At 72.7% G+C, this 26,134-nt stretch carries 29 protein-coding genes and 1 pseudogene; 18 read left to right on the top strand and 12 right to left on the bottom strand.

What is annotated here, in order from left to right; all coding sequences use genetic code 11:
• Positions 1 to 168, bottom strand: a pseudogene (locus tag HN013_RS28870) (nucleopolyhedrovirus P10 family protein); the annotation flags it as partial.
• A gap of 279 nt (positions 169 to 447) precedes the next feature.
• On the opposite strand from HN013_RS28870, the gene HN013_RS28865 reads away from it, so the two are divergent.
• From HN013_RS28865 to amaP, 5 genes are read left to right on the top strand one after another with little or no spacing between them, the layout of a single operon-like run.
• On the top strand, positions 448 to 930 hold the full coding sequence (locus HN013_RS28865; protein WP_171171414.1) for an Asp23/Gls24 family envelope stress response protein: 483 nt from the start codon (positions 448 to 450) through the stop codon (positions 928 to 930).
• Positions 931 to 985: 55 nt separating this feature from the next.
• Entirely contained in the window at positions 986 to 1,189 is a 204-nt protein-coding gene (locus tag HN013_RS28860) for a hypothetical protein (protein ID WP_171171412.1), read from the top strand.
• Between the two features lie 12 nt (positions 1,190 to 1,201).
• Entirely contained in the window at positions 1,202 to 1,567 is a 366-nt protein-coding gene (locus HN013_RS28855) for a hypothetical protein (protein ID WP_398980941.1), read from the top strand.
• A complete protein-coding gene (locus tag HN013_RS28850) occupies positions 1,564 to 2,172 on the top strand; it encodes a DUF6286 domain-containing protein (RefSeq protein ID WP_171171409.1) in 609 nt (202 codons plus the stop codon). Before HN013_RS28855 ends, HN013_RS28850 begins: the two co-directional genes overlap by 4 nt.
• 7 nt (positions 2,173 to 2,179) lie before the next feature.
• Positions 2,180 to 2,776, top strand: a complete 597-nt coding sequence (amaP, locus tag HN013_RS28845; protein ID WP_171171407.1) for an alkaline shock response membrane anchor protein AmaP — start codon at positions 2,180 to 2,182, stop codon at positions 2,774 to 2,776.
• 326 nt (positions 2,777 to 3,102) lie between these two features.
• Here amaP and HN013_RS28840 read toward each other — a convergent pair whose 3' ends face one another.
• Genes HN013_RS28840 through HN013_RS28830 form a run of 3 tightly spaced genes read right to left on the bottom strand, consistent with a single transcriptional unit; the run spans position 3,103 to position 5,973 of the window.
• A complete protein-coding gene (locus HN013_RS28840) occupies positions 3,103 to 3,858 on the bottom strand; it encodes an SDR family oxidoreductase (RefSeq protein ID WP_171171405.1) in 756 nt (251 codons plus the stop codon).
• A gap of 31 nt (positions 3,859 to 3,889) precedes the next feature.
• A complete protein-coding gene (locus tag HN013_RS28835; protein WP_171171402.1) occupies positions 3,890 to 4,750 on the bottom strand; it encodes an SURF1 family protein in 861 nt (286 codons plus the stop codon).
• 35 nt (positions 4,751 to 4,785) lie between these two features.
• Positions 4,786 to 5,973, bottom strand: coding sequence for a DEDDh family exonuclease (locus HN013_RS28830; protein ID WP_249375536.1), 1,188 nt, complete (start codon positions 5,971 to 5,973; stop codon positions 4,786 to 4,788).
• 175 nt (positions 5,974 to 6,148) lie between these two features.
• On the opposite strand from HN013_RS28830, the gene HN013_RS28825 reads away from it, so the two are divergent.
• Both HN013_RS28825 and HN013_RS28820 read left to right on the top strand, forming a co-directional pair.
• Positions 6,149 to 7,036 carry a sterol desaturase family protein gene (locus tag HN013_RS28825; protein ID WP_171171400.1) on the top strand — a complete coding sequence of 296 codons (888 nt, stop codon included), beginning with the start codon at positions 6,149 to 6,151 and terminating at the stop codon, positions 7,034 to 7,036.
• On the top strand, positions 7,033 to 7,749 hold the full coding sequence (locus tag HN013_RS28820; protein ID WP_171171398.1) for a lysoplasmalogenase: 717 nt from the start codon (positions 7,033 to 7,035) through the stop codon (positions 7,747 to 7,749). The genes HN013_RS28825 and HN013_RS28820 overlap by 4 nt, the downstream gene beginning before the upstream one ends.
• On the opposite strand, the gene HN013_RS28815 is transcribed toward HN013_RS28820, so the two are convergent.
• The gene (locus HN013_RS28815) at positions 7,710 to 9,227 is read right to left on the bottom strand and encodes a S8 family serine peptidase (RefSeq protein ID WP_171171396.1); all 1,518 of its coding nucleotides are present in this window, start codon (positions 9,225 to 9,227) and stop codon (positions 7,710 to 7,712) included. The two genes, HN013_RS28820 and HN013_RS28815, sit on opposite strands and share 40 nt — an antisense overlap.
• 666 nt (positions 9,228 to 9,893) lie before the next feature.
• Here HN013_RS28815 and HN013_RS28805 point away from each other — a divergent pair.
• The 3 genes from HN013_RS28805 (at position 9,894) to moaA (ending at position 12,962) form a co-directional block, all read left to right on the top strand.
• Positions 9,894 to 10,211 carry a DUF485 domain-containing protein gene (locus HN013_RS28805; protein ID WP_171171425.1) on the top strand — a complete coding sequence of 106 codons (318 nt, stop codon included), beginning with the start codon at positions 9,894 to 9,896 and terminating at the stop codon, positions 10,209 to 10,211.
• Complete coding sequence (locus tag HN013_RS28800; RefSeq protein WP_171171391.1) at positions 10,208 to 11,848, top strand: cation acetate symporter; 1,641 nt, start codon at positions 10,208 to 10,210, stop codon at positions 11,846 to 11,848. Before HN013_RS28805 ends, HN013_RS28800 begins: the two co-directional genes overlap by 4 nt.
• Before the next feature lie 115 nt (positions 11,849 to 11,963).
• On the top strand, positions 11,964 to 12,962 hold the full coding sequence (gene moaA / locus HN013_RS28795) for a GTP 3',8-cyclase MoaA (RefSeq protein ID WP_171171390.1): 999 nt from the start codon (positions 11,964 to 11,966) through the stop codon (positions 12,960 to 12,962).
• A 10-nt stretch (positions 12,963 to 12,972) separates the two neighbouring features.
• On the opposite strand, the gene HN013_RS28790 is transcribed toward moaA, so the two are convergent.
• Both HN013_RS28790 and HN013_RS28785 read right to left on the bottom strand, forming a co-directional pair.
• The gene (locus HN013_RS28790) at positions 12,973 to 13,200 is read right to left on the bottom strand and encodes a hypothetical protein (RefSeq protein WP_171171388.1); all 228 of its coding nucleotides are present in this window, start codon (positions 13,198 to 13,200) and stop codon (positions 12,973 to 12,975) included.
• A 224-nt stretch (positions 13,201 to 13,424) separates the two neighbouring features.
• Positions 13,425 to 13,787 carry a DUF3099 domain-containing protein gene (locus HN013_RS28785; RefSeq protein ID WP_171171386.1) on the bottom strand — a complete coding sequence of 121 codons (363 nt, stop codon included), beginning with the start codon at positions 13,785 to 13,787 and terminating at the stop codon, positions 13,425 to 13,427.
• A 235-nt stretch (positions 13,788 to 14,022) separates the two neighbouring features.
• Here HN013_RS28785 and HN013_RS28780 point away from each other — a divergent pair, with 235 nt between their 5' ends.
• A complete protein-coding gene (locus HN013_RS28780) occupies positions 14,023 to 14,301 on the top strand; it encodes a GlsB/YeaQ/YmgE family stress response membrane protein (protein WP_171171384.1) in 279 nt (92 codons plus the stop codon).
• A gap of 110 nt (positions 14,302 to 14,411) precedes the next feature.
• On the opposite strand, the gene tyrS is transcribed toward HN013_RS28780, so the two are convergent.
• From tyrS to HN013_RS28765, 3 genes are all read right to left on the bottom strand, one after another.
• Positions 14,412 to 15,830 carry a tyrosine--tRNA ligase gene (tyrS, locus tag HN013_RS28775; RefSeq protein WP_171171382.1) on the bottom strand — a complete coding sequence of 473 codons (1,419 nt, stop codon included), beginning with the start codon at positions 15,828 to 15,830 and terminating at the stop codon, positions 14,412 to 14,414.
• 128 nt (positions 15,831 to 15,958) lie between these two features.
• A complete protein-coding gene (locus tag HN013_RS28770) occupies positions 15,959 to 17,365 on the bottom strand; it encodes a metallopeptidase TldD-related protein (RefSeq protein WP_171171380.1) in 1,407 nt (468 codons plus the stop codon).
• Between the two features lie 49 nt (positions 17,366 to 17,414).
• Positions 17,415 to 18,935 (bottom strand): TldD/PmbA family protein, encoded by a 1,521-nt coding sequence (locus HN013_RS28765; RefSeq protein ID WP_171171378.1) that lies wholly within the window; start codon positions 18,933 to 18,935, stop codon positions 17,415 to 17,417.
• A gap of 193 nt (positions 18,936 to 19,128) precedes the next feature.
• Here HN013_RS28765 and fabG point away from each other — a divergent pair, with 193 nt between their 5' ends.
• The 3 genes from fabG (at position 19,129) to HN013_RS28750 (ending at position 21,244) form a co-directional block, all read left to right on the top strand.
• Entirely contained in the window at positions 19,129 to 19,848 is a 720-nt protein-coding gene (gene fabG, locus HN013_RS28760) for a 3-oxoacyl-[acyl-carrier-protein] reductase (protein WP_171171376.1), read from the top strand.
• Between the two features lie 5 nt (positions 19,849 to 19,853).
• Positions 19,854 to 20,624, top strand: a complete 771-nt coding sequence (gene fabI / locus HN013_RS28755) for an enoyl-ACP reductase FabI (protein ID WP_171171374.1) — start codon at positions 19,854 to 19,856, stop codon at positions 20,622 to 20,624.
• Between the two features lie 188 nt (positions 20,625 to 20,812).
• The gene (locus HN013_RS28750) at positions 20,813 to 21,244 is read left to right on the top strand and encodes a hypothetical protein (protein ID WP_312018746.1); all 432 of its coding nucleotides are present in this window, start codon (positions 20,813 to 20,815) and stop codon (positions 21,242 to 21,244) included.
• Here the strand turns inward: HN013_RS28750 and HN013_RS28745 are convergent.
• Positions 21,229 to 21,954: a FadR/GntR family transcriptional regulator gene (locus HN013_RS28745; RefSeq protein WP_171171372.1), complete on the bottom strand. Its 726-nt coding sequence runs from the start codon at positions 21,952 to 21,954 to the stop codon at positions 21,229 to 21,231. The two genes, HN013_RS28750 and HN013_RS28745, sit on opposite strands and share 16 nt — an antisense overlap.
• A 37-nt stretch (positions 21,955 to 21,991) precedes the next feature.
• Here HN013_RS28745 and HN013_RS28740 point away from each other — a divergent pair, with 37 nt between their 5' ends.
• The 4 genes from HN013_RS28740 to HN013_RS28730 all read left to right on the top strand — a co-directional run bounded on the left by HN013_RS28740 (position 21,992) and on the right by HN013_RS28730 (position 24,612).
• Positions 21,992 to 23,332 carry an MFS transporter gene (locus HN013_RS28740; RefSeq protein WP_171171370.1) on the top strand — a complete coding sequence of 447 codons (1,341 nt, stop codon included), beginning with the start codon at positions 21,992 to 21,994 and terminating at the stop codon, positions 23,330 to 23,332.
• Positions 23,333 to 23,365: 33 nt separating this feature from the next.
• The gene (locus HN013_RS33800) at positions 23,366 to 23,482 is read left to right on the top strand and encodes an SGM_5486 family transporter-associated protein (protein WP_283247723.1); all 117 of its coding nucleotides are present in this window, start codon (positions 23,366 to 23,368) and stop codon (positions 23,480 to 23,482) included.
• Between the two features lie 265 nt (positions 23,483 to 23,747).
• Positions 23,748 to 24,020 carry a hypothetical protein gene (locus HN013_RS28735; protein WP_171171327.1) on the top strand — a complete coding sequence of 91 codons (273 nt, stop codon included), beginning with the start codon at positions 23,748 to 23,750 and terminating at the stop codon, positions 24,018 to 24,020.
• A 73-nt stretch (positions 24,021 to 24,093) separates the two neighbouring features.
• Entirely contained in the window at positions 24,094 to 24,612 is a 519-nt protein-coding gene (locus tag HN013_RS28730) for a histidine phosphatase family protein (RefSeq protein ID WP_171171368.1), read from the top strand.
• Positions 24,613 to 24,830: 218 nt separating this feature from the next.
• Here HN013_RS28730 and serB read toward each other — a convergent pair whose 3' ends face one another.
• The gene (serB, locus tag HN013_RS28725) at positions 24,831 to 26,063 is read right to left on the bottom strand and encodes a phosphoserine phosphatase SerB (RefSeq protein WP_171171366.1); all 1,233 of its coding nucleotides are present in this window, start codon (positions 26,061 to 26,063) and stop codon (positions 24,831 to 24,833) included.
• Positions 26,064 to 26,134 lie beyond the last annotated feature (71 nt).

Here is a 26,134-nt window from a genome sequence, read left to right as displayed (position 1 = left end):
GGGGGAGCCCGCGATGCGCAGCCGGCCGAGCCGGACGCCGGGCAGACCGTCCGCCGCGCGGCGCAGCACCCCGGCCGCCGCCGCCTCCGTGATCCAGGCCCGGTCGGCCGCGTCCCCCAGGGGCAGCAGCCTGCCGAGCCCCAGCTGGCGGCGGACCGCCCGGGCCAGCGCGCCCGGACCGTCGGCGTCGTCCGGGTCGGCCGGTCGGCCCGGTCCGGTCTGCGTGTCCACGGTCAGTCCTGTCGTCCGGTTGCCGGAGGACACCAGCCTGCCGCATCCGGGCCCGTTCGGCGCGCCGAACGGCGCGAAAGCGGGGAAAGGACCGCGAGGGTGCCCGGGATGCCGCACACACCGCGAAGATCCCCTCGGCAAGGCCTATGGTGGCAACAGGATCGGTGATGTTTTTTCCTCCTCGGAAGATTTCTCTGGGAAGCGAGGCGAACGACCATGACCGACACCGCAGGGCGCGGCCGGGCCGAAGGAACGGGCCCGGAGGGCCGAGAAGGACGCGAAGGCGCGGCCAAGGAGTACGTGGCCCCCGCCGACCGGGGCCGTACCACCATCGCCGACGGCGTCGTCGAGAAGATCGCCGGACTGGCGGCCCGTGACGTGGTCGGCGTACACGCGATGGGCGGTGGTCTCGCCCGGACGTTCGGCGCGGTGCGCGACCGGGTGCCCGGGGGCGGCAAGTCCGTCACGCGCGGGGTGAAGGCCGAGGTCGGCGAGGTCCAGACCGCGGTCGACCTGGAGATCGTCGTCGACTACGGCTTCGCCATCGCCGACGTGGCCCGCGCGGTGCGCGAGAACGTGATCTCCGCGGTCGAGCGGATGACCGGCCTGGAGGTCGTCGAGGTGAACATCGCCGTGAGCGATGTGAAGCTGCCGGACGAGGAGGACGAGGAGCCGCCGCCGGCGCCGAGGATCCAGTGAGCCGCACCGCGACCGGTCCGCGGGGCCGGCCGTCCGATTCGTTGAGGAGCGCACGATGAGCATGGCCGTGGTCGGCTTGATCGTCGGCATGGCGCTGGGATTCGCCGGGTACTTCGGCGGCTTCGGTGCCTTCCTGCTGGTGGCGGCGCTGGGCGCCGTCGGGTTCGTCGTGGGCCGGTTCCTCGAAGGAGACCTGGAGCCCGGCGACTTCTTCCGGCCGCGCGACCGCGACCGCGAGCACGACGGCCGGCGGAGGTAGGCGGTGCCGGGAGTGCGGGCCGTCGAGCCGGGTGACCGCGGGGCGACCCGGATCGCCGACCGCGTCGTCGCCAAGATCGCCTCGCAGGCCGCGCGCGAGGCGCTGGCCGACGGGCCGGGCGGGTCCGGCGACGAGGACGGCGGCCGTGGGACGCCCCCCTACGCGTCCGTGACCGTGCACGAGGAGGCGGCGCGGGTACGCGTCTCGGTGGAGCTGGGGTACCCGGCGGACCTGGGGGCGCGCTGCCGCGCGGTCCGGCAGCGGGTCGTCGAGCGGGTACGGACGTTGGCGGGCATGGAGGTGCCGGAGGTCGTGGTCACGGTGGAGCGGCTGCACTCGCCGCACATGGAGCGCGCCGGTGTGGAGCGGGTGCGATGAGCGACCCCGAGGTTCCCGAACCGCCGGACGAACCGCCCGAGGCCGAGGAGCGGCAGGACGGCGGACGCGCGGGCCGGTTCTGGTCCGCCCGCCGGCTGCCCGCGATGCTGGTCGCCCTGGCCGTGCTGGCCGTGGCAGGCCTCTTCCTCTACGACGTGGCGGCCGTCCGCGCGGGCCGGCCGGCCATGGGCTGGCGCCGGCGGCTCGCCCGCGAACTCGCCCACCGGCACCTCGACAACGGCTGGATCGTGACGGGCGCCGTCGTCGCCCTGCTGGCCGGGATCTGGCTGATCGTGCTGGCGGTGACCCCCGGCCGGCGGGCGGTGCTGCCCATGCGGCGCGAGACCCCCGACCTCCGCGCCGGGCTCGACCGCAGGGCGGCGGCGCTCGTGCTCAGGGACCGGGTGATGGAGATCTCCGGCGTGCAGTCCGTCCGGGTCGACGTCGGCCGGCTCGCCATCCGGGCCCGCGCCCAGGCGCACTTCCGGGACCTCGACGAGGTGCGCACCGACGTGGACGGCGTCCTGGCCGACGGGGTACGGGAGTTGGGCCTCGCCCGGCGGCCCGTGCTCTCCGTCCGGGTGCACCGCCCGGCGAGGCGGTGAGCGCGCCGTGCTGAAGACCGTCAACCGTGTGCTGCTGGGCCTGACCGGCGTCCTCCTCGTGGCGCTCGGCGCCGCCGTGCTCGTCGGCGCCCTCGACCTGCCCCGGCACTGGGACTTCTCGCTGCCGTCCGCCTGGCCCTTCGGCGGCCCCGACGACGTGCTGCTCACCGACGCCGACCGGCGCAGGTGGCGCGGGCGCGACTGGTGGTGGCCCGTGCTGCTCGCCGCCCTCGCCGTCCTCCTCCTGCTCGCCCTGTGGTGGCTGTTCGCCCAGTTGCGCCGACGCCGGCTGCGGGAGATCGTGATCGACTGCGGCGACGGCGAGGTCGCCCGGCTGCGCGGCCCGGCCCTGGAGGAGGCACTGGCCGCGGAGGCCGGGGCACTGGACGGCGTCGACCGCGCCCACGTCGTCCTCACCCGCCGCCGGGGCGAGCCCGAGGCCCGGGTGACCCTGACCCTCGCCCCGCACGCGGCCCCTGCGGCGGCCCTGCGGCAGCTGGACGCGGAGGCGCTCCGGAACGCCCGTATGTCGACGGGGCTGGAGCGGCTGCCGGCGAAGGTACGGCTACGGGCCGTGCGGCACCGCGCGGAGCGGGTGGGGTAGCGGGCGCCTCCTGCCGTCCGGGCGGCAGGCCCTGTAGGAACGCCGATCTGGTGAACCTCTGCTTGGGCGCTCCTTGCCGTCCGGGCGGCAGAGCCGGAGGCCGCGTCGGCCCGGGCCCAAGGCGTCGCGGCCGCGGAGGCGGAGGCCGCCAGGTCCCGGGGGCCGGCGGAGGCTGGCCCCCCTGCCGCCCGAGCGGCCGGCCCTGTGGGAACGCCGGCCTGGTCAACCTCTACCGGGCGCTCCCTGCCGCGCCCGGGCGGCAAGCCCTGCCGGGCCGCCGGCCCGGTGAACCTCTGCCGACGCGCCCTGCCGCCTGGGCGGCAGGCTCAGAAGCCGTGCCGCGCACCGCCGTCGACCGGCAGCATGACGCCCGTGAGATAGGACGCGGCCGGTGACAGCAGGAACGCCGCCACCGCGCCGAACTCCTCCGGCGCCCCGTACCGGCGCAGCGGGATCCGCTCGGCGTGTGCGGCCCTGGCGGCCTCCGCGTCCTCGGCGAGGGCGTCGAGCTCGCGTACCCGGTCGGTGTCGATGCGGCCGGGCAGCAGGCCGATGACACGGATGCCGCGCGGGCCGAGTTCCGTGGCGAGGGACTTGGCGAAGCCGGCCAGGCCGGGGCGCAGTCCGTTGGAGACGGTGAGGCCGGGGATGGGTTCGTGGACGGAGGAGGAGAGGACGAAGCCGATCACGCCGCCCTCGGACAGCTCCTCGGCGGCGGTCCGGGCGAGGCGCACGGCGCCGAGGAAGACGGACTCGAAGGCCGCCCGCCACTGGTCGTCGTCGGTGCCGGCGGCCGAACCGGCCGGGGGGCCGCCGACGCTGACGAGGACGCCGTCGAAGCGGCCGAAGCGCTCGCGGGCGACGGCGATCAGCCGGGCCGCCGTCGCGGGGTCCGCGTTGTCGGCGGCCACACCGACCGCGTTCGGGCCGAGTTCCGCGGCCGCGGCCTCGGCCGCCGCCGCGTCCCGGCCGGAGAGCACCACGCGCGCCCCGTCGGCCACCAGTTGGCGCGCGGCGGCGTTGCCGAGTCCGCGGGTCGCGCCGGTGAGTACGTACACCCGGTCCGTCAGTCCAAGATCCATGCGGTCAGTGTGCCGGGTGTTGGCCGGTCTGTCAGTCGGTGGCAGAAGAGACGGTGGTGACACCGGTCTTCTTCTGGGACTCCGGGGACTCCGACTGCTTCTCCTCGGCCTCGGGCTTCGCATCGTCCGCCGCCTGCGCGGCTGCTGCCGCCGCCGCGGCCTGGTCGCGGCGTTCGCGACGGACCAGGATGATCCAGCCGACCGGTACGAAGGCCGAGAACAGCCACCACTGGACGGAGTACGCCATGTGGTTGCCGATGCTGCTGTGGTCCGGGTCGTCGATGGTCTGCGGCTGCCCCTCGGGCGCGGGGGAGATGAGCTCCATATAGCCACCGAGCAGCGGGCGGTGGAGCTGCGCGGCCTGCCGCTCACTGTTGATGATCATGATCATCCGGGGCGGCAGCCCCTTGGTGTCCCGGATGCCGCTGCCCGGGTCCTCGTCGGCCCGCAGCCGTCCGACGAGATCGACCGTGCCGGACGGCGGGGCGGGAACCTTGGGGAACTCCCGCTGCCCGGCGTCGGCCGGGACCCAGCCGCGGTTGACCAGGATGGCCTTGCCGTTGTCCAGGACGAACGGCGTGATGACCATATATCCGGACTTACCGGAGTTGTCGGTGCGGAGCCGCGCCACCACTTCGCCCTTGGTGTCGTACCGGCCCCTGGCCGTGCCCCGGCGCCACACATTGTCGTGCGGCACCTCGCGTCCGGGCGCGGTGAGGTCGGTGACGGGCGCGGGCGGGCGGGTGAGGCTGCGTTCGATGCGGTTGTTGCGCGCCACCCGTTGCTCATGGCGGCCGAGCTGCCAGAAGCCCAATTCGATCATCACCGGGATGAGGACGAGCCCCACGAGCGTGAGGATCACCCACTGCCGGGTCAGCAGGAAGCGGTACACCTATGTGACGGTACCTGGTGGCCGCGGCCCTGCTGTCACGGGGTGCCGGGCCGGGCGCCGGACGCCTCTCCCGCCGGGACGACGTGCGAGAGCAGCTGGACGAACGCCGCCTCGTCCACGACGGGCGTCCCGAACCGGCGGGCCTTGACGCTCTTGGAGGTGTGGGCCTCCGGGTCGTTGGTGACCAGCAGACTGGTCAGCCGCGAGATGCTCGTCGCCACGTGCAGCCCGGCCTCCGTGGTCCGGTCCTCCAACAGCTCGCGGTCGATGGAGGTGTCGCCGGAGAACGCCACCCGCATGCCCTGGATGAGCTGTTTGCCCGGTTCGTACCGCCCGGGGTTGGGGTACGGGCAGGCGGGCCGACGCCGGCTGGGCCGCCAGCTCGCGGGGCCGCCGCCGTGCCGGGTCGGCTGGTAGCCGATCGTCGTCGAGCGGACGGCCGACGGCCCGTCCGACCACTCCGTCAACGGCTGGCACGCCAGCAGCGGCAGCCGCAGCCCCGCGTGGGCCGCCAGCTCCAGGCTCGGCCGGAACGCCTCGGCCAGCACCCGCGCGTCGTCCAGCGCGTGGTGGGCCTGCCGTTGGACCACCCCGTAGTGCGCGGCCAGCGACTCCAGCCTGTGGTTGGGCAGCGGCAGCCCCAGCTCCTTGGAGAGCGCGATGGTGCACAGCCGCTGACGCACCGGGACCTCGGCCCGCGCCCGCGCGTACTCCCGGGCGATCATGGACCAGTCGAAGGCCGCGTTGTGCGCCACCAGCACCCGTCCGTCGAGCCGCTTCGCGAACTCCCCCGCGATGTCCTCGAACAGCGGGGCGTCCGCGAGGACTTCGGCGGTCAGACCATGGATCCACACCGGACCGGGATCGCGCCGCGGGTTCACCAGGCTGTACCAGGTGTCCTCCACCCGACCGCGCGCGTCCAGCCGGTACACGGCGGCCGACACTATCCGGTCGTCCCGGGCGAGACCGGTGGTCTCCACGTCGACGACCGCGTATCCCTCGGGATACGCGGCNCACACCGGACCGGGATCGCGCCGCGGGTTCACCAGGCTGTACCAGGTGTCCTCCACCCGACCGCGCGCGTCCAGCCGGTACACGGCGGCCGACACTATCCGGTCGTCCCGGGCGAGACCGGTGGTCTCCACGTCGACGACCGCGTATCCCTCGGGATACGCGGCCGGCCACGGGGTGGGCGATGCGGCTGCGGTGCGGTCTTCGAGCATGGTCACAGAGCTTACGGGCCCCCACTGACAGCGTCGGCGCCCCCCGGGGCACCCGATCGCGGAGGCCCGGCCGCCGATTCCCCTCCGGCCTCCTCGAACTCCCGGTAACCCGCGATCGGTACCCGAGGGTAACAACCTCTAGCGGCAGGCCCGTAGAGGTGCTTATGGTGCGGTTATGCCGCACCTTCCGGATGTCGTGTTGTGGTCAGTCCCCGCCTTCGCCCTGCTCACCGCGATCGAAGTGGTGAGCTACCGGATCCATCCCGACGACGAGGCCGAGGGCTACGGGACCAAGGACGCGGCGACCAGCATCGGCATGGGCGTGGGAAGCGTCCTCTTCGACGCGCTCTGGAAGATCCCGATCGTCGCGATATACAGCGCGATCTACGAACTCACGCCGCTGCGGATACCCGTGGTGTGGTGGACGCTGCCGCTGATGCTGTTCGCCCAGGACTTCTTCTACTACTGGTCGCACCGCGGCCACCATGTGATCAGGATTCTGTGGGCGTGCCATGCGGTGCACCACTCCAGCCGCAAGTTCAACTTCACCACCGCCCTCCGCCAGCCGTGGACGACCTGGACCGTCTGGCCGTTCTACGTCCCGATGATCGCCGTCGGCGTGCACCCGGCCGTGGTGGCCTTCTGCTCCGGGGCCAACCTCGTCTACCAGTTCTGGGTGCACACCGAGCGGATCGGCAAGCTGCCCCGGCCCTTCGAGTACGTCCTGAACACCCCCTCGCACCACCGGGTCCACCACGCCTCGCAGGGGGGCTACCTGGACCGCAACTTCGGCGGGATCCTCATCATCTGGGACCGGCTCTTCGGCTCCTTCGTGCCGGAGGGTGAGCGGCCGGTCTACGGGTTGACGAAGAACATCGACACCTTCAACCCGCTGCGGGTCGCCACCCACGAGTACGCCGCCATCGCCCGCGACGTCCGCGTGGCGCGCGGCTGGCGGGAGCGGGCCGGCCGGGTGTTCGGCGGGCCGGGCTGGCAGCCGCGCCCGCGGGACACGGCGCCGCGACGGCGGGCCCGGGCCACGGCACCGGAGCGCGTCGGATGAGGGCCTTCCGCAGGCCCCGGCCCGCCTTCGCCGCGGCCGCGGGCGTCCACCTGGGAGCGCTCCTCACCGGCTCGCAGCCCGTCGCGCGCGCCACCAAGCCGGTGCTGATGCCACTGCTCGCGGAGTACGTGCTGCACCGCGGCGGCCCCCGGCTCCTGGCGCTCGCCCTGCTGTTCGGCTGCGCCGGGGACGCCCTGCTCCAGACCGGCGGGGATCTCGCGTTCCTGCTGGGGATGGGCTCGTTCGCGGCCGGACACGCCTGCTACCTCGCGCTGTTCGCCCGGCACGGCGGGCCGGGCGGCGCCCGCGCGCGCCGCCTCGCGGCCGGTTATGCCACCGCCTGGGCCGGGACGGTCGCCCTGCTGTGGCCGGGCCTGCCGGCGGAACTCCGCCTGCCCGTCGCGCTCTACAGCCTGCTGCTGACGGCGACGGCGCTCGGCGCCGTCCGCACCCGGCCGCGGGCCGCGCTGGGCGGCGCGCTCTTCCTGCTCTCGGACACCCTCATCGCGAGCGGTCTCGCCGGGTGGCCGCAGCCGCCCGCCCCCCAGTTCTGGATCATGCTGACCTATCTGGGGGCGCAGTACCTGCTGGCGGACGGGGTGCTGCGAGCCGCCGCCGACAACACCGAGGGGACCGGGCGCCGGCCCGGTCCCCTCCGTACGTCAGCCGTGCGTCACTTCTTCACTGCCGCCAGGGCGTCGACAATGCCGTAGCCGTAGTGGCTGTTGATGTTCTTGGTGCCGGTGCAGGGAGCGTCGGCCGGGGCGGTCGCCGGGCAGCCCGGGTTCTTCGCCTGGGCCTTGAGGATCCACTGGATCTCGGCCGGGTTGGACTTGGGGTGCGTGCTCTTCAGCAGCGCCGCCACACCGGCCACGTGCGGGCCGGCCATCGAGGTGCCCTGGAGCCAGGCGTAGTCGCCGCCGGGCATCGTGGAGAGGATGCGGCCGTCCTTGGCGGGGGCGTTCGGCACCTGGCGGACGTCGCCACCGGGGGCCGCGACGTCGATGACGCCCTGGCCGTAGTTGGAGTAGTACGACTTCAGCGAGTTGACACCGGTCGCGGAGACGGTGACGACACCGGGCAGCTGGGCCGGGACGTCCAGGCAGGTGGACGGGTCGACGTCACGCGACACGGGCTTGGTGTCGTTGGGGCTCGACGTGTCCTTGATCTTCTTCGCGGCCAGGTCGAAGTTGGAGTTGCCCGCGGAGGCCACGTTGACGACGCCCTTGCGGTCGGCGTACGCGGTGGCGCGCCCGACCGCGTCGGCTATCGCCTTCTGGTCGGGGTCGTCGGCGCAGTTGAACAGCCACGGGTCGACGTAGTAGCTGTTGTTCGTCACCTCGATGCCGTGGTCGGCGGCGAAGACGAACGCGCAGACGACGCTCTCCGCGTAGAAGAAGCTGCCGCCCTTGGTGCTCACCTTGATGGCGGAGACCTTGGTGTTCGGGGCGACGCCCGCCACACCGACGCCGTTGCGGGCCGCGGCTATGGTGCCGGCGACATGCGTGCCGTGGTAGTCGGACTTGGCGTCGTACGGACGCCAGGCGCCCGCGCTGGTGTCCGCCTTGCCGGTGACGCAACTGGCCGACTGGGAGCGGGAGAAGTTCGGCGCGAGGTCGGGGTGGGTGTCGTCGACACCCGTGTCTATGACGCCGACGGTGACCTTGCGGCTGCCCGGGTTGATCTTCGCGGCCTTGTCCGCCTTGATGGCCGGAAGGTCCCACTGGAGGCTCTCCAGCGGTTCCTTGCCCGCCTTGGCCGTACGGGCCGCCGCCAGCGCGTTGGACTTCGACAGCTTGAGCTTCTCGGGCTTGCCGACGTCCGTGGTGGCCGCCGGGGTCAGGGGAGCGGTCCGCGAGGCGCCGGCCGACTCCACCCCGGGCACGGCGCGCAGCGCCTTGGCGAACTCCGGGTTCTTGGAGTGCGCGACGATGACGCCGATCTTGTCGTAGGACTCCACGATGCTGCCGCCGTTGCGGCCGACGGCCTTCTTCACCTGGTCGAGCGTGGCTCGCTGGGTACCGGTGTTCACCACGTACGACAGCAGCGGACCGTCCGTCCGGACCTTGGCCTGCGTGCCCGGCGCGGCGGCCGAGGCGGTGCCGGGGAGGAAGCCGAGCGAGGCGGTGAGGGCCAGGCCGACGGGCAGCGCGAGGGCGGCGTGCCGGCGTCTGGGGCGGAGCTGAGCCATGGGTACTCCACATCATCCGGGGTGCCGTCCGGACACCGGGCGCGTCCGGACGGGTACATGACGAGTGAAGCTAGCGCCGATCATGGGCAATGAGCAATGAATTCCCCAAGAAAGCTGTCGCAAGCCCTTGGAACAGGACAGTCCGTCCGCTGTCCCCCCGGGTCCCGACACTTCGTCGTACGCCCCGCAGCCCCTGTTGACGTGGAGTCAGGAGGGGCCCGAGGGGCGTGGGGTGGAGGATCACCTTCCGTCGACGCTCCGCAGGGTGTCGATGCTCAGCAGGGGCAGCGGCACCCGCGGCCCGTACCAGCGGCCGGCGGTGGGGACCGCGGCGGGCCGGGTGGTGGGCACGGCCGCTATCGGGGCCGTCAACCTGATGATTCCGAACGGGCGCCGACCGGGGGACTGCGGATGAGGACGCGACTCGGTGCTCACGCCAGGTCAACGAGGGCGTCCCCGGCCGGTATTGCCCGCTCGGCCCGCGCTGCGTTATTTGGCGTCGTCCCCCTGTCGCATACTGCGGTGTCCCTCTACGATGCGTGATCCGAATCACAACGATCAAGCGCACCCCGCACCCCACCGTCAGGAGAGACCGTGGACTCAGAAGAGGTCGCGGAGACCCCGTCCACCCCAGCCCACCGGGAGGGCGCCCCCGCCCGTCCCGGCATCCCCGGCCAGCCCGACCGCTTCACCGCAGTCCAGGAGAGCGCCGAGTTCGGCGAACTGCGCCGGGCCCACCGCTCCTTCGCCTTCCCGCTCACCGTCGCCTTCATCGGCTGGTACCTGCTGTACGTCCTGCTGTCCAACTACGCGGGCGACTTCATGGGCACCACGGTGGCCGGTCATATCAACGTCGCGCTCGTCCTCGGACTCGCCCAGTTCCTGACCACCTTCCTCATCGCCTGGTGGTACGCGCGGCACGCCGCGGCCCGCATCGACCCCAAGGCCGAGGCCATCAAGGCCCGTATGGAGGCCGCCGAATGACCGGCGCACCGACCGCCGTCCACCCGCTGGCCGCCGCCGCCGGCGGCGCCGGGGAACACCGCACCCTGATCATCACCCTGTTCGCCGTCTTCGTCGCCATCACCCTGGGCATCACCGTCTGGGCCGGCCGGCAGACCAAGGGAACCGAGGACTTCTACGCGGGCGGCCGGTCCTTCACCGGCTTCCAGAACGGCCTCGCCATCTCCGGCGACTACATGTCCGCCGCCTCGTTCCTCGGCATCGCGGGCGCCATCGCCCTCTTCGGCTACGACGGCTTCCTCTACTCCATCGGCTTCCTCGTCGCCTGGCTGGTCGCCCTGCTGCTCGTCGCCGAGCCGCTGCGCAACTCCGGCCGCTTCACCATGGCCGACGTACTCGCCCACCGGCTGAACCAGCGGCCCGTGCGCACCGCCGCGGGCACCTCCACCATCGTCGTCTCGATCTTCTACCTGCTGGCCCAGATGGTCGGCGCGGGCGCGCTCGTGGCCCTGCTGTTGGGCGCGAGCGGCGAGGGGTCGCGGCGCTGGATCATCGGCCTGGTCGGGCTGGTGATGGTGCTGTACGTGACGATCGGCGGGATGAAGGGCACCACCTGGGTGCAGATCGTCAAGGCGGTCCTGCTGATCGCCGGCACCCTGCTGATCACGATCCTGGTGCTCAACAAGTTCGACTGGAACCTCTCCCAGCTGCTCGGCGCCGCCGCTGACAAGAGCGGCAAGGGCAAGGCGTTCCTGGAACCGGGACTCCAGTACGGCAAGGACGGCACGTCCAAGCTCAACTTCATCTCGCTGGGCATCGCGCTCGTCCTGGGCACGGCCGGACTGCCGCACATCCTGATCCGCTTCTACACCGTGCCCACCGCCAAGGCGGCCCGGAAGTCGGTGAACTGGGCCATCGGCATCATCGGCGCCTTCTACCTGATGACCATCGCGCTGGGCTTCGGCGCCGCCGCCCTGGTCGGCTCCAAGACGATCATCGCCTCGAACGAGTCCGGCAACACCGCGGCGCCCCTGCTCGCCGAGGAGGTCGGCGGCGGCGCGGGCTCCACCGGCGGCGCCATCCTGCTCGCGGTGATCTCGGCCGTCGCCTTCGCCACCATCCTCGCGGTGGTCGCCGGCCTCACCCTGGCGTCCTCCGCCTCGTTCGCGCACGACCTGTGGGCCAATGTGATCCGCAAGGGGAAGACCGGCGAGAAGGAGGAGCTCCTCACCGCCAAGATCGCGGCCGTGGTGATCGGCGGGATCTCCATCGCGTTGGGCATCTTCGCCCACCGGCTGAACGCGGCCGCCCTGGTCGCCCTCGCCTTCGCCGTCGCCGCCTCGGCCAATCTGCCGACGATCCTCTACAGCCTGTTCTGGAAGCGCTTCACCACCCGGGGCGCCCTGTGGTCGATCTACGGCGGCCTCGTCTCGTCCGTCACCCTGGTGATCTTCTCGCCGGTCGTCTCGGGCAACCCGAAGGCCCTCTTCCCCGGTATGAGCTTCGACTGGTTCCCGCTCGGCAACCCCGGCCTGGTCTCCATCCCGCTCGGATTCGTGCTCGGCTGGCTGGGCTCGCTGCTCTCCCGGGAGGCGGCCGACCCGAAGAAGTACGCCGAACTGGAGGTCCGCTCGCTCACCGGCTACGGCGCGCACTGACCGTCCCTCCCACGATGCCCCGGAGCCCGGCCGTTCAACGAACTGTTGAAGCTCCGGGGCATCGCGTACGCTGCGGACCATCGGCACCAGCGGGATCAGCGGGAGGGGCAGCGCCGTGCTCATCGACACCTACGGTCGCGTCGCCACGGACCTGCGCGTCTCCCTGACGGACCGGTGCAACCTGCGCTGCACGTACTGCATGCCCGAGGAGGGCCTGCGGTGGCTCGCCAAGCCGGAGCTGCTCACCGACGACGAGACCGTCCGCCTGGTCGGGATAGCCGTCACCCTGCTCGGCGTCACCGAGGTCCGCTTCACCGGAGGCGAGCCGCTGCTCCGCCCCGGCCTGGTGGACATCGTCGGGCGGTGCGCCGCCCTCGGCGCCGGAGGGACCCGTCCCCGGCTGTCGCTCACCACCAACGGCATCGGCCTCGCCCGTACCGCTCCCGCGCTCAAGGCCGCAGGACTCGACCGGGTGAACGTTTCCCTCGACACCCTGCGGCCGGACGTCTTCGCCACGCTGACCCGCCGCCGGCGCCACCACGACGTCCTCGACGGCCTCGCCGCCGCCCGGGCCGCCGGACTGGACCCGGTCAAGGTCAACACCGTGCTGATGCCCGGGCTCAACGACGACGAGGCCCCCGACCTGCTGGCCTGGGCCGTGGACAACGGCTACGAGCTGCGCTTCATCGAACAGATGCCGCTCGACGCCCAGCACGGCTGGCGCCGCGAGCAGATGATCACCGCGGGCGACATCCTGACGAGCCTGCGCACCCGCTTCGACCTCACCCCCGAGCCCGGTGCCGAGCGCGGCTCCGCCCCCGCCGAGCGCTGGCTGGTGGACGGCGGCCCGGCCCGGGTCGGCGTCATCGGCTCGGTCACCCGCCCGTTCTGCGCGGCCTGCGACCGGACCCGGCTGACCGCCGACGGCCAGGTGCGCACCTGTCTGTTCGCCACCGAGGAGACGGACCTGCGCGCGGCCCTGCGCTCGGGCGCGGGCGACGAGGAGATCGCCGGGCTGTGGCGCCGGGCGATGCGGGGCAAGAAGGCGGGCTCGGGCCTCGACGACCCGGCCTTCCTCCAGCCGCGCCGCCCGATGTCCGCGATCGGCGGCTGACCCCCCGGCGTCAGCGGTCGCCCGCCGCGGCCTCCCACTCGTCGAACCGCACCACGTCCTTGAGGAAGCCCCGCACACCCAGGAAGCCGGACAGGTGCTCGCGGTGCTCGTCGCAGGCCAGCCAGGTCTTGCGGCGCTCGGGAGTGTGCAGCTTGGGGTTGTTCCACGCCAGCACCCATACCGCGGGAGCGCGGCAGCCCTTGGCGGAGCAGATCGGAGCGGTGTCAGGGAAGTTCACGTATCAACTCTACGTAATCCCCGCCGCGTCACGCCGCGCGGGCGTACGGGCACGACGACGCCGGGCAGCCACGGGGGAAGCCGCCCGGCGTCGATCATTCGCTCCGACGGGGGATGCGGAGCGCCTACGAAGTATGTCACGGAGAGCCCCATGGAGGGCACCGAAAGACATGATTGATTTGAGGTTTTCCTGAGCTTGTTCCACCGCTTTACGTGGGTCAAGAGTCAGTCCTGACCGCCTTGTTGATCAGCGCGCCCGTTCCCACCAGCGGACTCCTCGGCTCCGTCCGGGCCGGACGGCAGCGCGGGGCGGCTCGGCGTGGGGATGAACGTCCCCGGAAGTGAAGGAGCGTTCTCCCGGCCCGCGTTGGCGATGACGACCGCGATGTACGGCAGCAACAGGCCCAGCGCCAGCGTGCCGAGCGCGACGTAGCGCTCCACGTTCCACAGCACCACGGTGAGGACGACGGAGATCGTGCGGATCCCCATCGAGATCACATAGCGGCGCTGCCTCCCGCGCACGTCGTCGGCCAGCCCCTGCCGGGCCCCGGTGATCCGGAAGGTCTCCGTACGTCCGCGCTTCCGCATCACATCCACCACCCGATCGACCCCATCGCCTCCGGTCGGTCCGTTCCTCGCACCGGCGTGTACTCAACGTTACGCCGCGGCCTCCCGCGGGACGAGAGCGGGGCACCCCCGATCCGCGCCGCCGTCCGGCGCTCGACGTACGGCCACGGCGTACGGAGGGGTTCGACGTGCGCCGGACGGGTGGCGGGCCGACACTGGCGTGAGCACGCTACGCAGCGTCGCACGAGGAGGCGGCATGAACTGGTTGTGGGCCATCATCGTCGGTCTCGTCCTCGGCCTGATCGCCAAGGCGATCCTGCCGGGGAAGCAACAGATCCCGCTCTGGCTGACGATCATCTGCGGCATGATCGGAGCCCTGCTGGGCAACTGGGTCGCCTCGGTCCTGGGCGTCCACCACACCAAGGGCATCGACTGGATCCGGCATCTGCTCCAGCTGGCCGGCGCGGTCCTTGTGGTGGCCATCGGGGACCGGGTGTGGGCCGGGGTGCGGGGCAGGCGGGGAGCACGGACCTAGCGGTCCGCGCACGCCCCGGCCGCCGCCCCGGACGCAGCGGGGGCCGGACGGACCGGTCTGCGGTTTTCCACAGACGGCCCGCCCGGCCCCCGGGACGGGAAGCGCGGGCCCTACAGCCCCCGCAGCTTCGCGACCCGGCGTCCCGTCTTGAGGTAGACGGCGCCCGACGCGGCCGTCAGCCCGGCGCCCGTCAGCAGCTCGGGCACCACCTCGGCCAGCGGCCGGATCGCGTCCGCCTCGGCCAGTACGATCGCCTGCTGCCCGCCGTCGGTCTCCACCACCAGGCGCAGGCCGTTCTGCTTGGCGACCCGGCGCGCCGCCGAGGCGCTCGGCTGGAAGCCCAGGACCTTGCTCAGCACGGCCGTGACCGGCTCCGCGCCGTGCTCGGCGACCTCGACCACCGGCAGGTCACCGACGTCGGTGAACGTCTTCTTCGAGAACTGGGCGACGAACCCCGCCCGGGCGGCCATGGCGGCCTCGACGCCGTAGAGCGCCGCGACGACCTCGCCCGCCAGGACCTTCTTCAGGTCCATCGGGTGCAGCGAACGCTCCTGGATCCGGGAGAGCGCGAGGGAGATCTCCGCGTCCGTCCACTCCGTCCAGGCCTTGAGGTAGGGCTCCATCAGTCGGTCCGGCACCGACATGATCTTGCCGAAGACATCGTCGGCGGGGGCGGTCAGCCCCACGTAGTTGCCCTTGGACTTGGACATCTTGGCGCCGGTGCCGTCCGTGCCCTCGATCAGCGGCATGGTCGCCACCAGCTGCGGCCGCTGTCCGCGCAGCTCCATCAGCTTGCGGCCCATCTGCAGGTTGAGCAGCTGGTCGGCGCCGCCCAGCTCCACGTCGCAGTCCAGCGCCACCGAGTCCAGGCCCTGCGCGATCGGGTACAGCAGCTCCGACATGGTCAGGCCCGAGCCCGCGGCGAGGCGGTTGCGGAAGTCCTCGCGCTGGAGCAGCTGCGAGACCGGCACCTGGTTGAGCAGGCCCAGCAGCTCAGGGAAGGTGTAGGGGGCGAGCCACTCGCTGTTCTGGACGAAGCGGACCTTCTCGAAGTCGAAGAAGGGCCGCACCTGCTCGCGGTAGCCCGCGAGGTTCCGCTCGATGTCGTCGTCGGTCAGCGGCGGGCGCTCGGCCGTCCGGCCCGTCGGGTCGCCGATCTTGGCGGTGAAGTCGCCGATCAGCAGGGTGACGTCGTGGCCCATCCGCTGGAAGCGGTTGAGGACGATCATCGGCACGGTGTGGCCGAGGTGGACGTCGGCCGCCGTCGGGTCGATGCCCAGCTTGATGTGCAGACCCTTGCCGGCGGCCCGGCGCTCGTCGATCCGCTCGGCCAGCTTGTCCGTGCCGGGCAGCACCTCCACCGCGCGGCCGGCGATCAGCTCGGCCTGCTCCCGCGCCGAGAGGTCCGACAGGTCCAGATAACGCCGCTCCTTGGTCTCGGTGAGCAGCTGCTCCACCGTCGAGTCGAGGGAGAGGTCCTGTGCGAGGAGCTCACTGGCGCGGGCGACGGATTCGCCGAGGCGTGTCATGGCGTTCCTGAGATCTGTAGCGGACGGGTTGTCCCCGGCGCCCTACGGGCACGGGGGGCGGGACAGGTCGGTCGTGCGCCAGTCTATTCGGCCCGTGCGCGGCGACCTCGCCCGTACCGCCCCCGCGCTCACACCCCCTTGCTGACGGAGCTCATGTTGAAGTCGGGGACGCGCAGCGCCGGCATCGCCGTCCGGGGACAGGACTTGGCCATGTCGCGCGGCACCGTGCGCTCGGTGCGGCCCGCCTCGACGGCCCGGGACAGCAGGTCCACCGGGGACTCGTTGAAGCGGAAGTTGTTCACCTCGCCCACCACCTCGCCGTCCCGCACCAGCAGCACACCGTCCCGGGTCAGCCCGGTGACCAGCAGCGACGCCGGGTCCACCTCGCGGATGTACCACAGCGAGGTGAGCAGCAGCTCAGGACCGTCGTGCCCGCTCGCGGCGACCATCTCGTCCAGGGACCGGGTGCCGCCCGCCTCCAGGATCAGATTGTCCGTGTACGGGGCGACGGGCAGGCCCGTCAGCGCGGCGGCGTGCCGGGTGGTGAACAGCCGCTCCAGCACCCCGTCGCGGATCCAGTCCGTCGCGGTCAGCGGCAGGCCGTTGTCGAACACCGACAGCCGCACGTCCGAGCCGTCCGTCAGCACGAAGGGCGCGCACTCCAGGCCCGGCGCGCCCGGATCGCTGCGCAGGGTCAGCGGCAGGCCGGACAGCTTCTCGCCCACCCGCGTCCCGCCGCCCGGGCGCGCGAACGCCGTCCGCCCCTCCGCCGCGTCCCGCGCGTCGGCCCGCACCTGCTGGCAGGCCACCAGGTCCGCCACGGCCGACGGCGGCAGCAGCGTCGGGTACCGCCCGGCGGGCAGCTCGCTCCGGCCCCGCGCCGCCCAGCCCAGCCGCCGGGCCAGCGCCGCGTCCAGCTCCAGGGGGTCGACGTCGGTGAAACCGTCCGTGGCCCGGGACATCCACGCGGAGCCGTCGCCGTTCGCGCCCTTGGCGTTCAGCTCCACCCGGCCCATGGGCTGGTCGTGGCGGAGCCGCAGCCCGGCGGAGGTGCCCAGGTAGGACGTGACGACCTCGTGCCGGGCGTAGCCGTACAGCTCGCGGCCGGCCGCGCGGGCCCGGGCGAAGGCCTCACCGAGCGCCGGGGCGAACGTGTCGAAGACCGCGGCGGACGTCTCCGCCGGCGGCTCCGCGAACCCGGGGGAGTGCGGCACACCCGTCACCGGCGGCCCCGCGTCCTCCGCCGGAACCGCCCCCCGCGCGGCCTCCTCGGCCGCCCGCACCAGCGGCTCCACCTCGGCGGCCGTCACGGCCGAGCGCGACACCGCCCCCACCGCCGTGCCCCGCCCGCCGGCCACGGTCGCGATCACCGTCACCATGCGCCCGCGGGCCGTGCCGTTCGTGGTCGGCGCGTTGCGCGCCCAGCGCAGGTCGGCCGAGGAGCGCTCGGCCACGATCACCGCACAGCCGTCGGAGCGGGAGAGCGAGAGAGCCCGCTCCACGATGTCCTGCGGCGCGGTCCGACGAGATGTCACTTCCGGCCCTCCGGCGTCGTCTCGGTTCCGTACGGCGAACGAGCGCCCCTCATCGGCCCGCCTCCCGCACCGTGTTGAGCACGTTCACCCCGCGGAAGAGCGCCGACGGACAGCCGTGCGACACCGTCGCGGTCTGCCCCGGCTGCGCCTTGCCGCAGTTGAACGCGCCGCCCAGGACATACGTCCCCGGGCCGCCCACCGCGGCCATCGAGCCCCAGAAGTCGGTGGTCGTGGCCTGGTAGGCGACGTCGCGCAGCTGGCCGGCGAGCCGCCCCCGCTCGATCCGGAAGAAGCGCTGCGCCGTAAATTGAAAGTTGTACCGCTGCTGATCGATCGACCACGACCGGTCGCCGACCACGTAGATGCCGCGGTCCACCCCGGAGATCAGCTCCTCCGTCGACGGTCCGTCCGCCGCGGGCCGCAGTGAGACGTTGGCCATCCGCTGCACCGGCACGTGGGACGGCGAGTCCGCGTAGGCGCAGCCGTTGGACCGGCCCAGGCCGTGCAGCCGGGCGATCCGGCGGTCGAGCTGGTAGCCGGTGAGCACCCCGTCCCTGATCAGGTCCCAGGACTGGGCGGCCACGCCCTCGTCGTCGTAGCCGATGGTCGCCAGGCCGTGTTCGGCGGTCCGGTCGCCGGTGACGTTCATCAGGGGCGACCCGTAGGGGAGTTGGCCCAGCAGGTCGGGGGTGGCGAACGAGGTGCCGGCGTACGCGGCCTCGTAGCCGAGCGCGCGGTCGAGTTCGGTGGCGTGGCCGATCGACTCGTGGATCGTCAGCCAGAGGTTGGACGGGTCGACGACCAGGTCGTACGCGCCGGGCCGGACGCTCGGTGCGCGCACCTTCGCCGCCAGCAGCTCCGGCATCTCCGCCAGTTCCGCGTCCCAGTCCCAGCCGGTGCCGGTCAGGTACTCCCAGCCCCTGCCCACCGGCGGGGCCAGGGTGCGCGTCGACTCCACACCGCCCGCCGGGTCCACGGCCACCGCCGTCAGCCGGGGGTGCACCCGGACGCGCTGCTGGGTGGTGACCGTGCCCGCCGTGTCCGCGTAGAACTTGTTCTCGTGCACGGTCACCAGGGACGCGTCGGCGTGCGCCACCCCGTCGGCGGCGAGCAGCCGTTGACTGAAGTCGGCCAGCAGGGCGGTCTTCTCCCCGGCCGGTACGGCGAAGGGGTCCACCTCGTACGAGGAGACCCAGGTCCGCTCCGCGTGCACCGGCTCGTCGGCCAGTTCGATCCTCTCGTCGGAACCGGCGGCCGCGGTCACCTTCGCCGCCAGCCGGGCCATCGCGACGGCCTGTCCGGCCACCCGGGCGGCGGCGTCCATCGTCAGGTCGGTGCCGGCGGCGAACCCCCAGGCGCCGCCGTGCACCACCCGTACGGCGTAGCCCAGATCGGTGGTGTCCGAGGAGCCGGCGAGCCGGGCGTCCCGCAGCCGCCAGGAGGCGTGCCGCACGCGTTCGAAGCGGAAGTCGGCGTGGTCGGCGCCCAGCGCGCGGGAGCGCGCCAGGGCGGCGTCGGCGAGGGGGCGGAGGGGGAGTGCGAGAAATGACGCGTCGATGGAATGCGGCACGGAACCTCCCGGATGTCGTCGCCGTGCATCATGCCCGCACAGCGGCCCGGGCAGGCGAGCAATCTGTAGAGATCCAACAGGGACCGGCCGCGGCGCCTGTCAGGGCCCGATTGTCTCTCCGGCGACCTCTACCGATACGTTCATGTAGTCCAGCTCCGTCCATGTATGGATACGCAAACGGAAGGGTGATCCTTTGAGCCGCTCGGTTCTCGTCACCGGAGGAAACAGGGGCATCGGCCTCGCCATCGCGCGTGCCTTCGCCGACGCGGGGGACAAGGTCGCCGTCACCTACCGCTCGGGCGAGCCGCCGGCCGCTCTCATGGATCAGGGGGGCCTTGCGGTGAAGTGCGACATCACGGACCCGGAGCAGGTCGAGCAGGCGTTCAAGGAGATCGAGGAGAAACAGGGCGCGGTCGAGGTGCTGGTCGCCAACGCCGGCGTCACCCGCGACCAGCTGCTGCTGCGCATGTCCGAGGAGGACTTCTCCACCGTCCTGGAGACCAACCTCACCGGGACGTTCCGCGTCGTCAAGCGCGCCTCCCGCGGCATGCTCCGCGCCCGCAGGGGCCGCGTGGTGCTGATCTCCTCCGTCGTGGGCCTGATGGGCTCGGCCGGGCAGGCGAACTACGCCGCCTCCAAGGCCGGACTCATCGGCTTCGCCCGCTCCCTCGCCCGTGAGCTGGGCTCCCGCAACATCACCGTCAACGTCGTCGCGCCCGGCTTTGTGGACACCGACATGACGCGCGTGCTCAGCGACGAGCAGCGCGCGGGAATCGTCACCAACGTCCCGCTGGGCCGCTACGCGCAGCCCGAGGAGATCGCCGCCTCGGTCCGCTTCATCGCCTCCGACGAGGCCGCGTACATCACTGGAGCCGTCATTCCTGTCGACGGCGGATTGGGCATGGGTCACTGATCGCCATGAGTGGAATCCTCGCAGGCAAGCGCATCCTGGTCACGGGTGTCCTCACCGAGCAGTCGATCGCCTTCCAGGCCGCCAAGGTGGCCCAGAACGAGGGCGCCGAGGTCGTCCTGACCGGGTTCGGCCGGCTCTCCCTGGTCGAGCGCATCGCCAAGCGGCTCCCGAAGCCCGCCCCGGTGATCGAGCTCGACGTCACCAACCAGGAGCACCTGGACGGTCTCGCGGACAAGGTGCGCGAGCACCTCGGGGACGACGTGCCCCTCGACGGCATCGTGCACTCCATCGCCTTCGGGCCGCAGGGCGCCTTCAACTTCCTCGACGCCACCTGGGAGGACGTCTCCACGGCCGTCCAGGTCTCGGCGTACTCCTACAAGTCGCTGGCCATGGCCCTGCTGCCGCTGATGCCGGCCGGCAGCTCGATCGTCGGCCTGACCTTCGACGCGCAGATCGCGTGGCCGAAGTACGACTGGATGGGCGTGGCCAAGGCGGCCCTGGAGAGCACCAACCGCTACCTCGCGCGTGACCTGGGTCCCAAGGGGATCCGCTGCAACCTGGTCTCGGCCGGCCCGATCAAGTCGATGGCCGCCAAGTCCATCCCGGGCTTCGAGTCGCTTGCGGACGTGTGGAACCACCGCGCCCCGATCGGCTGGGACCTGGCCGACCCGGAGCCGGCCGGCCGCGGTGTCGTCGGCATGCTGTCGGACTTCTTCCCGCGCACCACGGGCGAGATCGTGCACGTCGACGGCGGTGTGCACATGATGGGCGCCTGACGCCCGCACCGCTGTCCACGGCCGGGGGCCGCGGCCGGTCCCCCCACGGGACCGGCCGCGGCCCCCGGCCGTGTCCGTACCGCTCCCGAACCCCTCCCGAGTCGAGAACCGGACCGTTCGCCCGCACACTGGGAGGACCGGGCCGCCCCCATGAGCACGCGGGGGCAGGCCGGGGAGGAGGTACGGCCGTGATACGCGCTTCCCGCATCCGCGCGGCGTTTCCCGCCCGGAGCCGCCCCGTCGCACGGGCCGCCGCCCTGCTGCTGACCGCGGCGGCGCTCGCGGGCCCCTCCGCGCCGCTCCCGCTCGCCGCGCACCCGCGCCCGGCGCCCTCCGGTCCCGGCTCCGCGGCCGGTGCGGACTCCGTGGCCGGTCCGGGTCCCGCGGCCCGCCCCGAGGCGGAGTGCCACACCCGGATCCGCGGCTCGCGCGCCACCGCCGACTGCTACAACGGCAACGCGGCCCCCGACCGCGTCCAGCTGCACCTGCGATGCGCCCGCTGGTGGGACCCGGCCATGGACACGGCACCGGTCGCCGTCGGTCCCACCCGCCACGTCACCCTCACCCAGCGCTGCTGGCTGCGCATACGGGAGGCGTGGGTCAGTCACACCCCCGACTGACCGCCCGGCTCCCCTTCCGGGATCCCCCCGACTTCCCCGGTGTCCTCCTCCCGGAGCACGTAGGGGTGCGCGCTCGCCTCCGCCGCGGCGGCCGCGGCGTCGCCCGCCCGGATGGCCGCCACCAGCCTGCCGTGGTCCGTCAGCGCCCGGGGCCTGGGCTCGGCCCCGACGTCCGCCCTCAGGAACTCCCGTACCACGAAGCCGAGATCGGCGTAGAGCGCGGCCAGCACCTCGTTGTGCGCGGCGGCGACGACCGCGGTGTGGAACGTCGCGTCGGCCTCGACGAAGCGCTCCAGCTCACCCGACCGCCACGCCTCCGCGCGCCGTTCCAGCAGGAGGTCCAGCTGGGCCAGGTCCTGGTCCGTGCGCCGCTCCGCCGCCAGGGCCGCGGCCTTGGTCTCCAGGGCGCTGCGCAACTCCGCCACGTGCAGCGGATCGGCCCGGGCGAAGCGCCGGCTCATCACACCGGCCAGCTCGCTGGTGGCGACGACATAGGTGCCGGAGCCCTGCCGGATCGCGAGCAGCCCGTTGTGCGCGAGGGCGCGCACCGCCTCGCGGACGGTGTTGCGGGCGACGCCCAGCCGCTCGACGAGTTCGGGCTCGGTGGGGATGCGGGAGCCGACCGGCCACTCGCCGGAGGTGATCTGCGTCCGCAGCTGGGTGATCACCTGATCGACCAGCGGGGCCTTGCGGGGCGAGGTCAGTGGCATGGCGCTCCATTCATCCCATGATTATATGATTGCCTCTATGACGGGTGCAGCAGGCGAGGAGCCCACCACCACAGCGACGTCCGGCCCGGCCCCCCAGCATGTGGTGGCAGAGGTCCCGGGACGGTCCGGATCGCCCTGGCGGCGGCGGGCCCTGGCCGTCGGCCTGGTCCTGGCGGCCCTCAACCTCCGGCCGGCCGTCACCAGTCTCGGCTCCCTCATGGAGGAGGTGCGCGACGGCCTCGGCATGAACGGCACCGTCGCCGGACTGCTCACCTCCATACCCTCTCTCTGCTTCGCGCTCCTCGGCCCCGCCGCGCCCCGGCTCGCCCGTCGCTGGGGACCCGCCACCATCGTCTGCGCCGGCCTCGCAGCCATCGCCACCGGCCTGGCACTGCGTCCCTTCATCGGTGGCACCGCGGGATTCCTGCTGCTCAGCGCGCTCGCCCTGGCCGGTATCGCGGTGGGCAACGTGCTGATGCCCGTCGTGGTCAAGCGGTGGTTCCCCGACCGGGTCGGCCCGATGACCGGTCTGTACTCCATGGCCCTGACGGGTGGCGCGGCCGCCACCGTGGCCAGCACGGTGCCGCTGACCGACGCGCTGGGCGGCGGCTGGCGCCCGGGCCTCGCGGTGTGGGCCCTGCTCGCCCTCGCCGCCGCGCTGCCCTGGTGGGCCATCTCCCGCCGGCCGGGCGAACGGGGCGAGGGCGCTTCCGGGGGACCCGGGGCGGGCACACCGGAGGCGTCCGGCTCCGACGCGGCCGGCGGGCCGGGCGCCTCCGGTGTGCCCGCCCCGCGCATCACCAGCAGCCCCACCGCCTGGGCGCTGGCCGTCTTCTTCGGACTCCAGGCCACGGGCGCGTACATCACCATGGGCTGGATGCCCCAGATCTTCCGTGACGCGGGGGTCTCGGCCTCGACCGCCGGGCTGCTGGCGGCTGTGACGATGCTGATGGGCGTCCCCTTCTCCTTCCTGCTGCCCCGCCTCGCGGCCCGGCTGCGGCATCAGGGCGTCCTGGCCCTGGCCCTTGTCGCCTGCGGTCTCGCCGGGTATGCCGGGCTGTGGCTCGCGCCGGTCGGCGGCTCCTGGGCGTGGGCGGTGCTGCTCGGCATCGCCAACAGCTCCTTCCCACTGGCCCTGACCATGATCGGGATGCGGGCGCGGACCGGGGCGGGGGTCGTCCGGCTGTCCGCCTTCGCACAGAGCGTCGGCTACCTCATCTCCATCCCCGGGCCACTGCTGGTCGGCCGGCTCTACCAGCAGACCGGCGGCTGGGGCCTGCCGATCGCCCTGCTGGCCGCGCTGATGGTGCCGCAGGCCGTCGCCGGTGTGCTGGCCGGGCGCGACCGGTGCGTCGAGGACGAGTTCCGACCCCGGTGACCGGCCGGGGGCGGGGACTGGGACACTGTTCCCATGCCCGTCCTCGAACCCAATCCCCAGAACGGTCAGAAGACTTTCCTGACCATCCTCGGTGTGATGCTCGGCATCACCGTCGTCATCGGCATCATCGCGACCATCGCCGCGGGCTGACCGCCCGGAACTCCGGCGACTCCGGCTGTCGTCGCCGTCGGCTCCGTGTTCCGAAGCATGCGATGTGCTCAGCACATTTCGCCGTATTTCGTCGCGTCACCGTCGGGGCCTCACCCGGGCGATGGTGGTGCTGGCCCCCCTGTCCCCTAGGGGGTCCACGTCCGGGAAGAGTGGGTGGCTTCCCGGATGGGACGCGGCGGTCCCGCTCCGTAGATTCGTAGTACACCGCGACGCAGCGGTGCACCGGACCTTCGGAGGAGAACTCATGCTCGCCGGCAGGCACACCCGCACCCCAGGCACCGCGCAGACCCGCCTGCCGTGGTGGGCCGTGGCGCTGCCCGCACTGGCCTTCACCGCTCTCTTCGTCCTGCTGGGCGCCCCGGCCCCGTCGGCGTCCGCGACCCCGGCGTCCGCGACTCCCGCGTCCGCCGAGGTCTCCGCGGCGCCGTCGGCGGAGAGTGTCCGGGCCGAGGGCGCGGGGCCCGTCGCCCAGGTCGTCCGCCTCGCCCGGCGCACGCTGGACCACTGGATACCGTGAGGCGTTACCCCGAGGAGGGCAAGCCTCCCAACACCCCGCGCCTCGCGGCTGGTTTCATGCGAAGCTGGACGGCATGAGCGCCGACATGACCCGCAGGATCGTCCTCTTCCGCCACGCCAAGGCCGAATGGTCCGACGTCGACGACCACGAGCGTCCGCTCGCCGACCGCGGCCGCAAGGACGCTCCCGTCGCAGGCCGCTGGCTCGCCGGTTCGGGCATCGTCCCCGATCTGGCCCTGTGCTCGACCGCGGCCCGGACCCGCGAAACCTGGAAGCTCGCCGTCCCCGAGCTCCCCCAGCGCCCCCGGACGGTCTACGAGGACCGGATCTACGAGGCCTCGCTCGGTGAGCTGATCGCCGTGATCAACGAGACCTCCGACGAGGTGGCCGACCTCCTCCTGGTGGGGCACAACCCGGGCATCCACGGACTGGCGGACGCGCTGTCCGGCGATGCCGACGGTGACCTGATGCCGCGGATGAACCGCTCGGGATTCCCCACCTCCGGTATCGCGGTGATCGCCTTCACCGGTTCGTGGAAGAGCGTCGAGCACGGGGTCGGCCGGCTGGTCGCCTTCTGGACTCCGCACGCCTGAGGCCACCGGACGGGCGCGGGCCGGGCGCGGTCCGGGAAGGCCGGTCCGTCCGGGACGGCTCCGTACGGGGAGCGCCGGGGAGACCGGGAGCCGTGGTCCTCGGGAGCGGCCGCTCGGGAGCGGCGTGGGCGTGCCGATCCGGCGTGGGAGTGCCGATCCGGGGGTGACACCCGCGGCGGAGGAGCACAGGAGGATCCGGGGTGTCCTGCGTCCCGCTCTCACTCGTGCGTGTTCGCCGCCTCCACCTCTTCCCGGGTGACGCCGAGCAGGTACAGCACCGTGTCCAGGAATGGCACGTTCACCGCCGTGTGCGCGGCCTCCCGCACCACCGGCTTGGCGTTGAACGCCACGCCCAGCCCGGCCGCGTTGAGCATGTCGAGGTCGTTCGCGCCGTCGCCGACGGCCACCGTCTGCGCCAGCGGCACCCCGGCCTCGGCGGCGAACCGGCGCAGCAGCCGCGCCTTGCCCGCCCGGTCCACGATCTCGCCGGTGACGCGGCCGGTCAGCCTGCCGTCCACGATCTCCAGGGTGTTGGCCGAGGCGAAGTCCAGCCCCAGCCGCTCCCGCAGGTCGTCCGTGACCTGGGTGAATCCCCCGGACACCACGCCCACCTGGAAGCCCAGCTGCTTCAGGGTACGGATCAGGGTCCGGGCCCCCGGCGTGAGCCGCACCTCGGCGCGTACCTTGTCGACCACCGACTCGGGCAGCCCCTCCAGCAGCGCGACCCGTGCGTGCAGCGACTGTTCGAAGTCCAGCTCGCCGCGCATCGCCCGGGCGGTCACCTCGGCGACCTCGGCCTCGCACCCCGCGTGGGCCGCGAACAGCTCGATGACCTCGTCCTGGATCAGCGTCGAGTCGACGTCCATCACGACCAGGCGCTGCGCCCGCCGCTGCAACCCGGCCGCCACGACGGCCACATCGACCCCGAGCTTCGCCGCCTCGGTGGCCAGCGCCGTGCGGAGCGCCTCCGTCCCGGCGCCGGAGACCGCGAACTCCACCGCCGTCACGGGGTACTTGGCGAGCCGGAAGATACGGTCGATGTTGCCGCCCGTGCCGGTGATCCGGGCCGCGATGGCGGCGGTGGACTCCGCGGTGAGCGGGTGGCCCAGCACCGTGACGTGGGAACGGCCCGTACCACGCGGCCTGTTGTCGCCCCGGCCCGAGATGATCTCGGTCTGGAGGTGCATGGACTCGGCCCAGCTGTGCACCGTCGCGCGCAGTCCGCCCTCGGCCGGGGCGCCCCCGGTGGGCGCGGTGACCAGCGCGCACAGCGTTATCCGGCCTCGCGTGACGACCTGTTCGATGTCCACGACGTCGACCGCGTAGGCGGCGAGCGTGTCGAAGAGCCCGGCGGTGATGCCCGGCCGGTCCTTTCCGAAGATCTTGACGAGGAGAGTGGGGGCATCATCACCGACGACAGCGGTGGCAGGCGGGGTCAGCGGTGCGCTCATGGTCCTTCTACCGTATCCGGTGCCCGCGTGACGGCCGCAGGGGGAGGCGGACACCGGCGGCACTGTTCACC

The sequence above is a fragment of the Streptomyces sp. I05A-00742 genome, from assembly GCF_013055795.1.
In the GTDB taxonomy this organism is placed as follows: Bacteria; Actinomycetota; Actinomycetes; order Streptomycetales; family Streptomycetaceae; genus Streptomyces.
This window is presented reverse-complemented; position numbering and strand designations above follow the sequence as displayed.

Coding starts and splice junctions, on each gene's coding strand:
- HN013_RS28745 (WP_171171372.1), bottom strand. CDS start 21,954: ATGCCACTGACCTCGCCCCGCAAGGCCCCGCTGGTCGATCAGGTGATC.
- HN013_RS28730 (WP_171171368.1), top strand. CDS start 24,094: ATGAGCGCCGACATGACCCGCAGGATCGTCCTCTTCCGCCACGCCAAG.
- tyrS (WP_171171382.1), bottom strand. CDS start 15,830: ATGACACGCCTCGGCGAATCCGTCGCCCGCGCCAGTGAGCTCCTCGCA.
- HN013_RS28840 (WP_171171405.1), bottom strand. CDS start 3,858: ATGGATCTTGGACTGACGGACCGGGTGTACGTACTCACCGGCGCGACC.
- HN013_RS28865 (WP_171171414.1), top strand. CDS start 448: ATGACCGACACCGCAGGGCGCGGCCGGGCCGAAGGAACGGGCCCGGAG.
- HN013_RS28785 (WP_171171386.1), bottom strand. CDS start 13,787: ATGCGGAAGCGCGGACGTACGGAGACCTTCCGGATCACCGGGGCCCGG.
- HN013_RS28850 (WP_171171409.1), top strand. CDS start 1,564: ATGAGCGACCCCGAGGTTCCCGAACCGCCGGACGAACCGCCCGAGGCC.
- serB (WP_171171366.1), bottom strand. CDS start 26,063: ATGAGCGCACCGCTGACCCCGCCTGCCACCGCTGTCGTCGGTGATGAT.
- HN013_RS28780 (WP_171171384.1), top strand. CDS start 14,023: ATGAACTGGTTGTGGGCCATCATCGTCGGTCTCGTCCTCGGCCTGATC.
- HN013_RS33800 (WP_283247723.1), top strand. CDS start 23,366: ATGCCCGTCCTCGAACCCAATCCCCAGAACGGTCAGAAGACTTTCCTG.
- HN013_RS28740 (WP_171171370.1), top strand. CDS start 21,992: ATGACGGGTGCAGCAGGCGAGGAGCCCACCACCACAGCGACGTCCGGC.
- HN013_RS28800 (WP_171171391.1), top strand. CDS start 10,208: ATGACCGGCGCACCGACCGCCGTCCACCCGCTGGCCGCCGCCGCCGGC.
- HN013_RS28825 (WP_171171400.1), top strand. CDS start 6,149: ATGCCGCACCTTCCGGATGTCGTGTTGTGGTCAGTCCCCGCCTTCGCC.
- fabI (WP_171171374.1), top strand. CDS start 19,854: ATGAGTGGAATCCTCGCAGGCAAGCGCATCCTGGTCACGGGTGTCCTC.
- HN013_RS28815 (WP_171171396.1), bottom strand. CDS start 9,227: ATGGCTCAGCTCCGCCCCAGACGCCGGCACGCCGCCCTCGCGCTGCCC.
- HN013_RS28820 (WP_171171398.1), top strand. CDS start 7,033: ATGAGGGCCTTCCGCAGGCCCCGGCCCGCCTTCGCCGCGGCCGCGGGC.
- HN013_RS28860 (WP_171171412.1), top strand. CDS start 986: ATGAGCATGGCCGTGGTCGGCTTGATCGTCGGCATGGCGCTGGGATTC.
- HN013_RS28735 (WP_171171327.1), top strand. CDS start 23,748: ATGCTCGCCGGCAGGCACACCCGCACCCCAGGCACCGCGCAGACCCGC.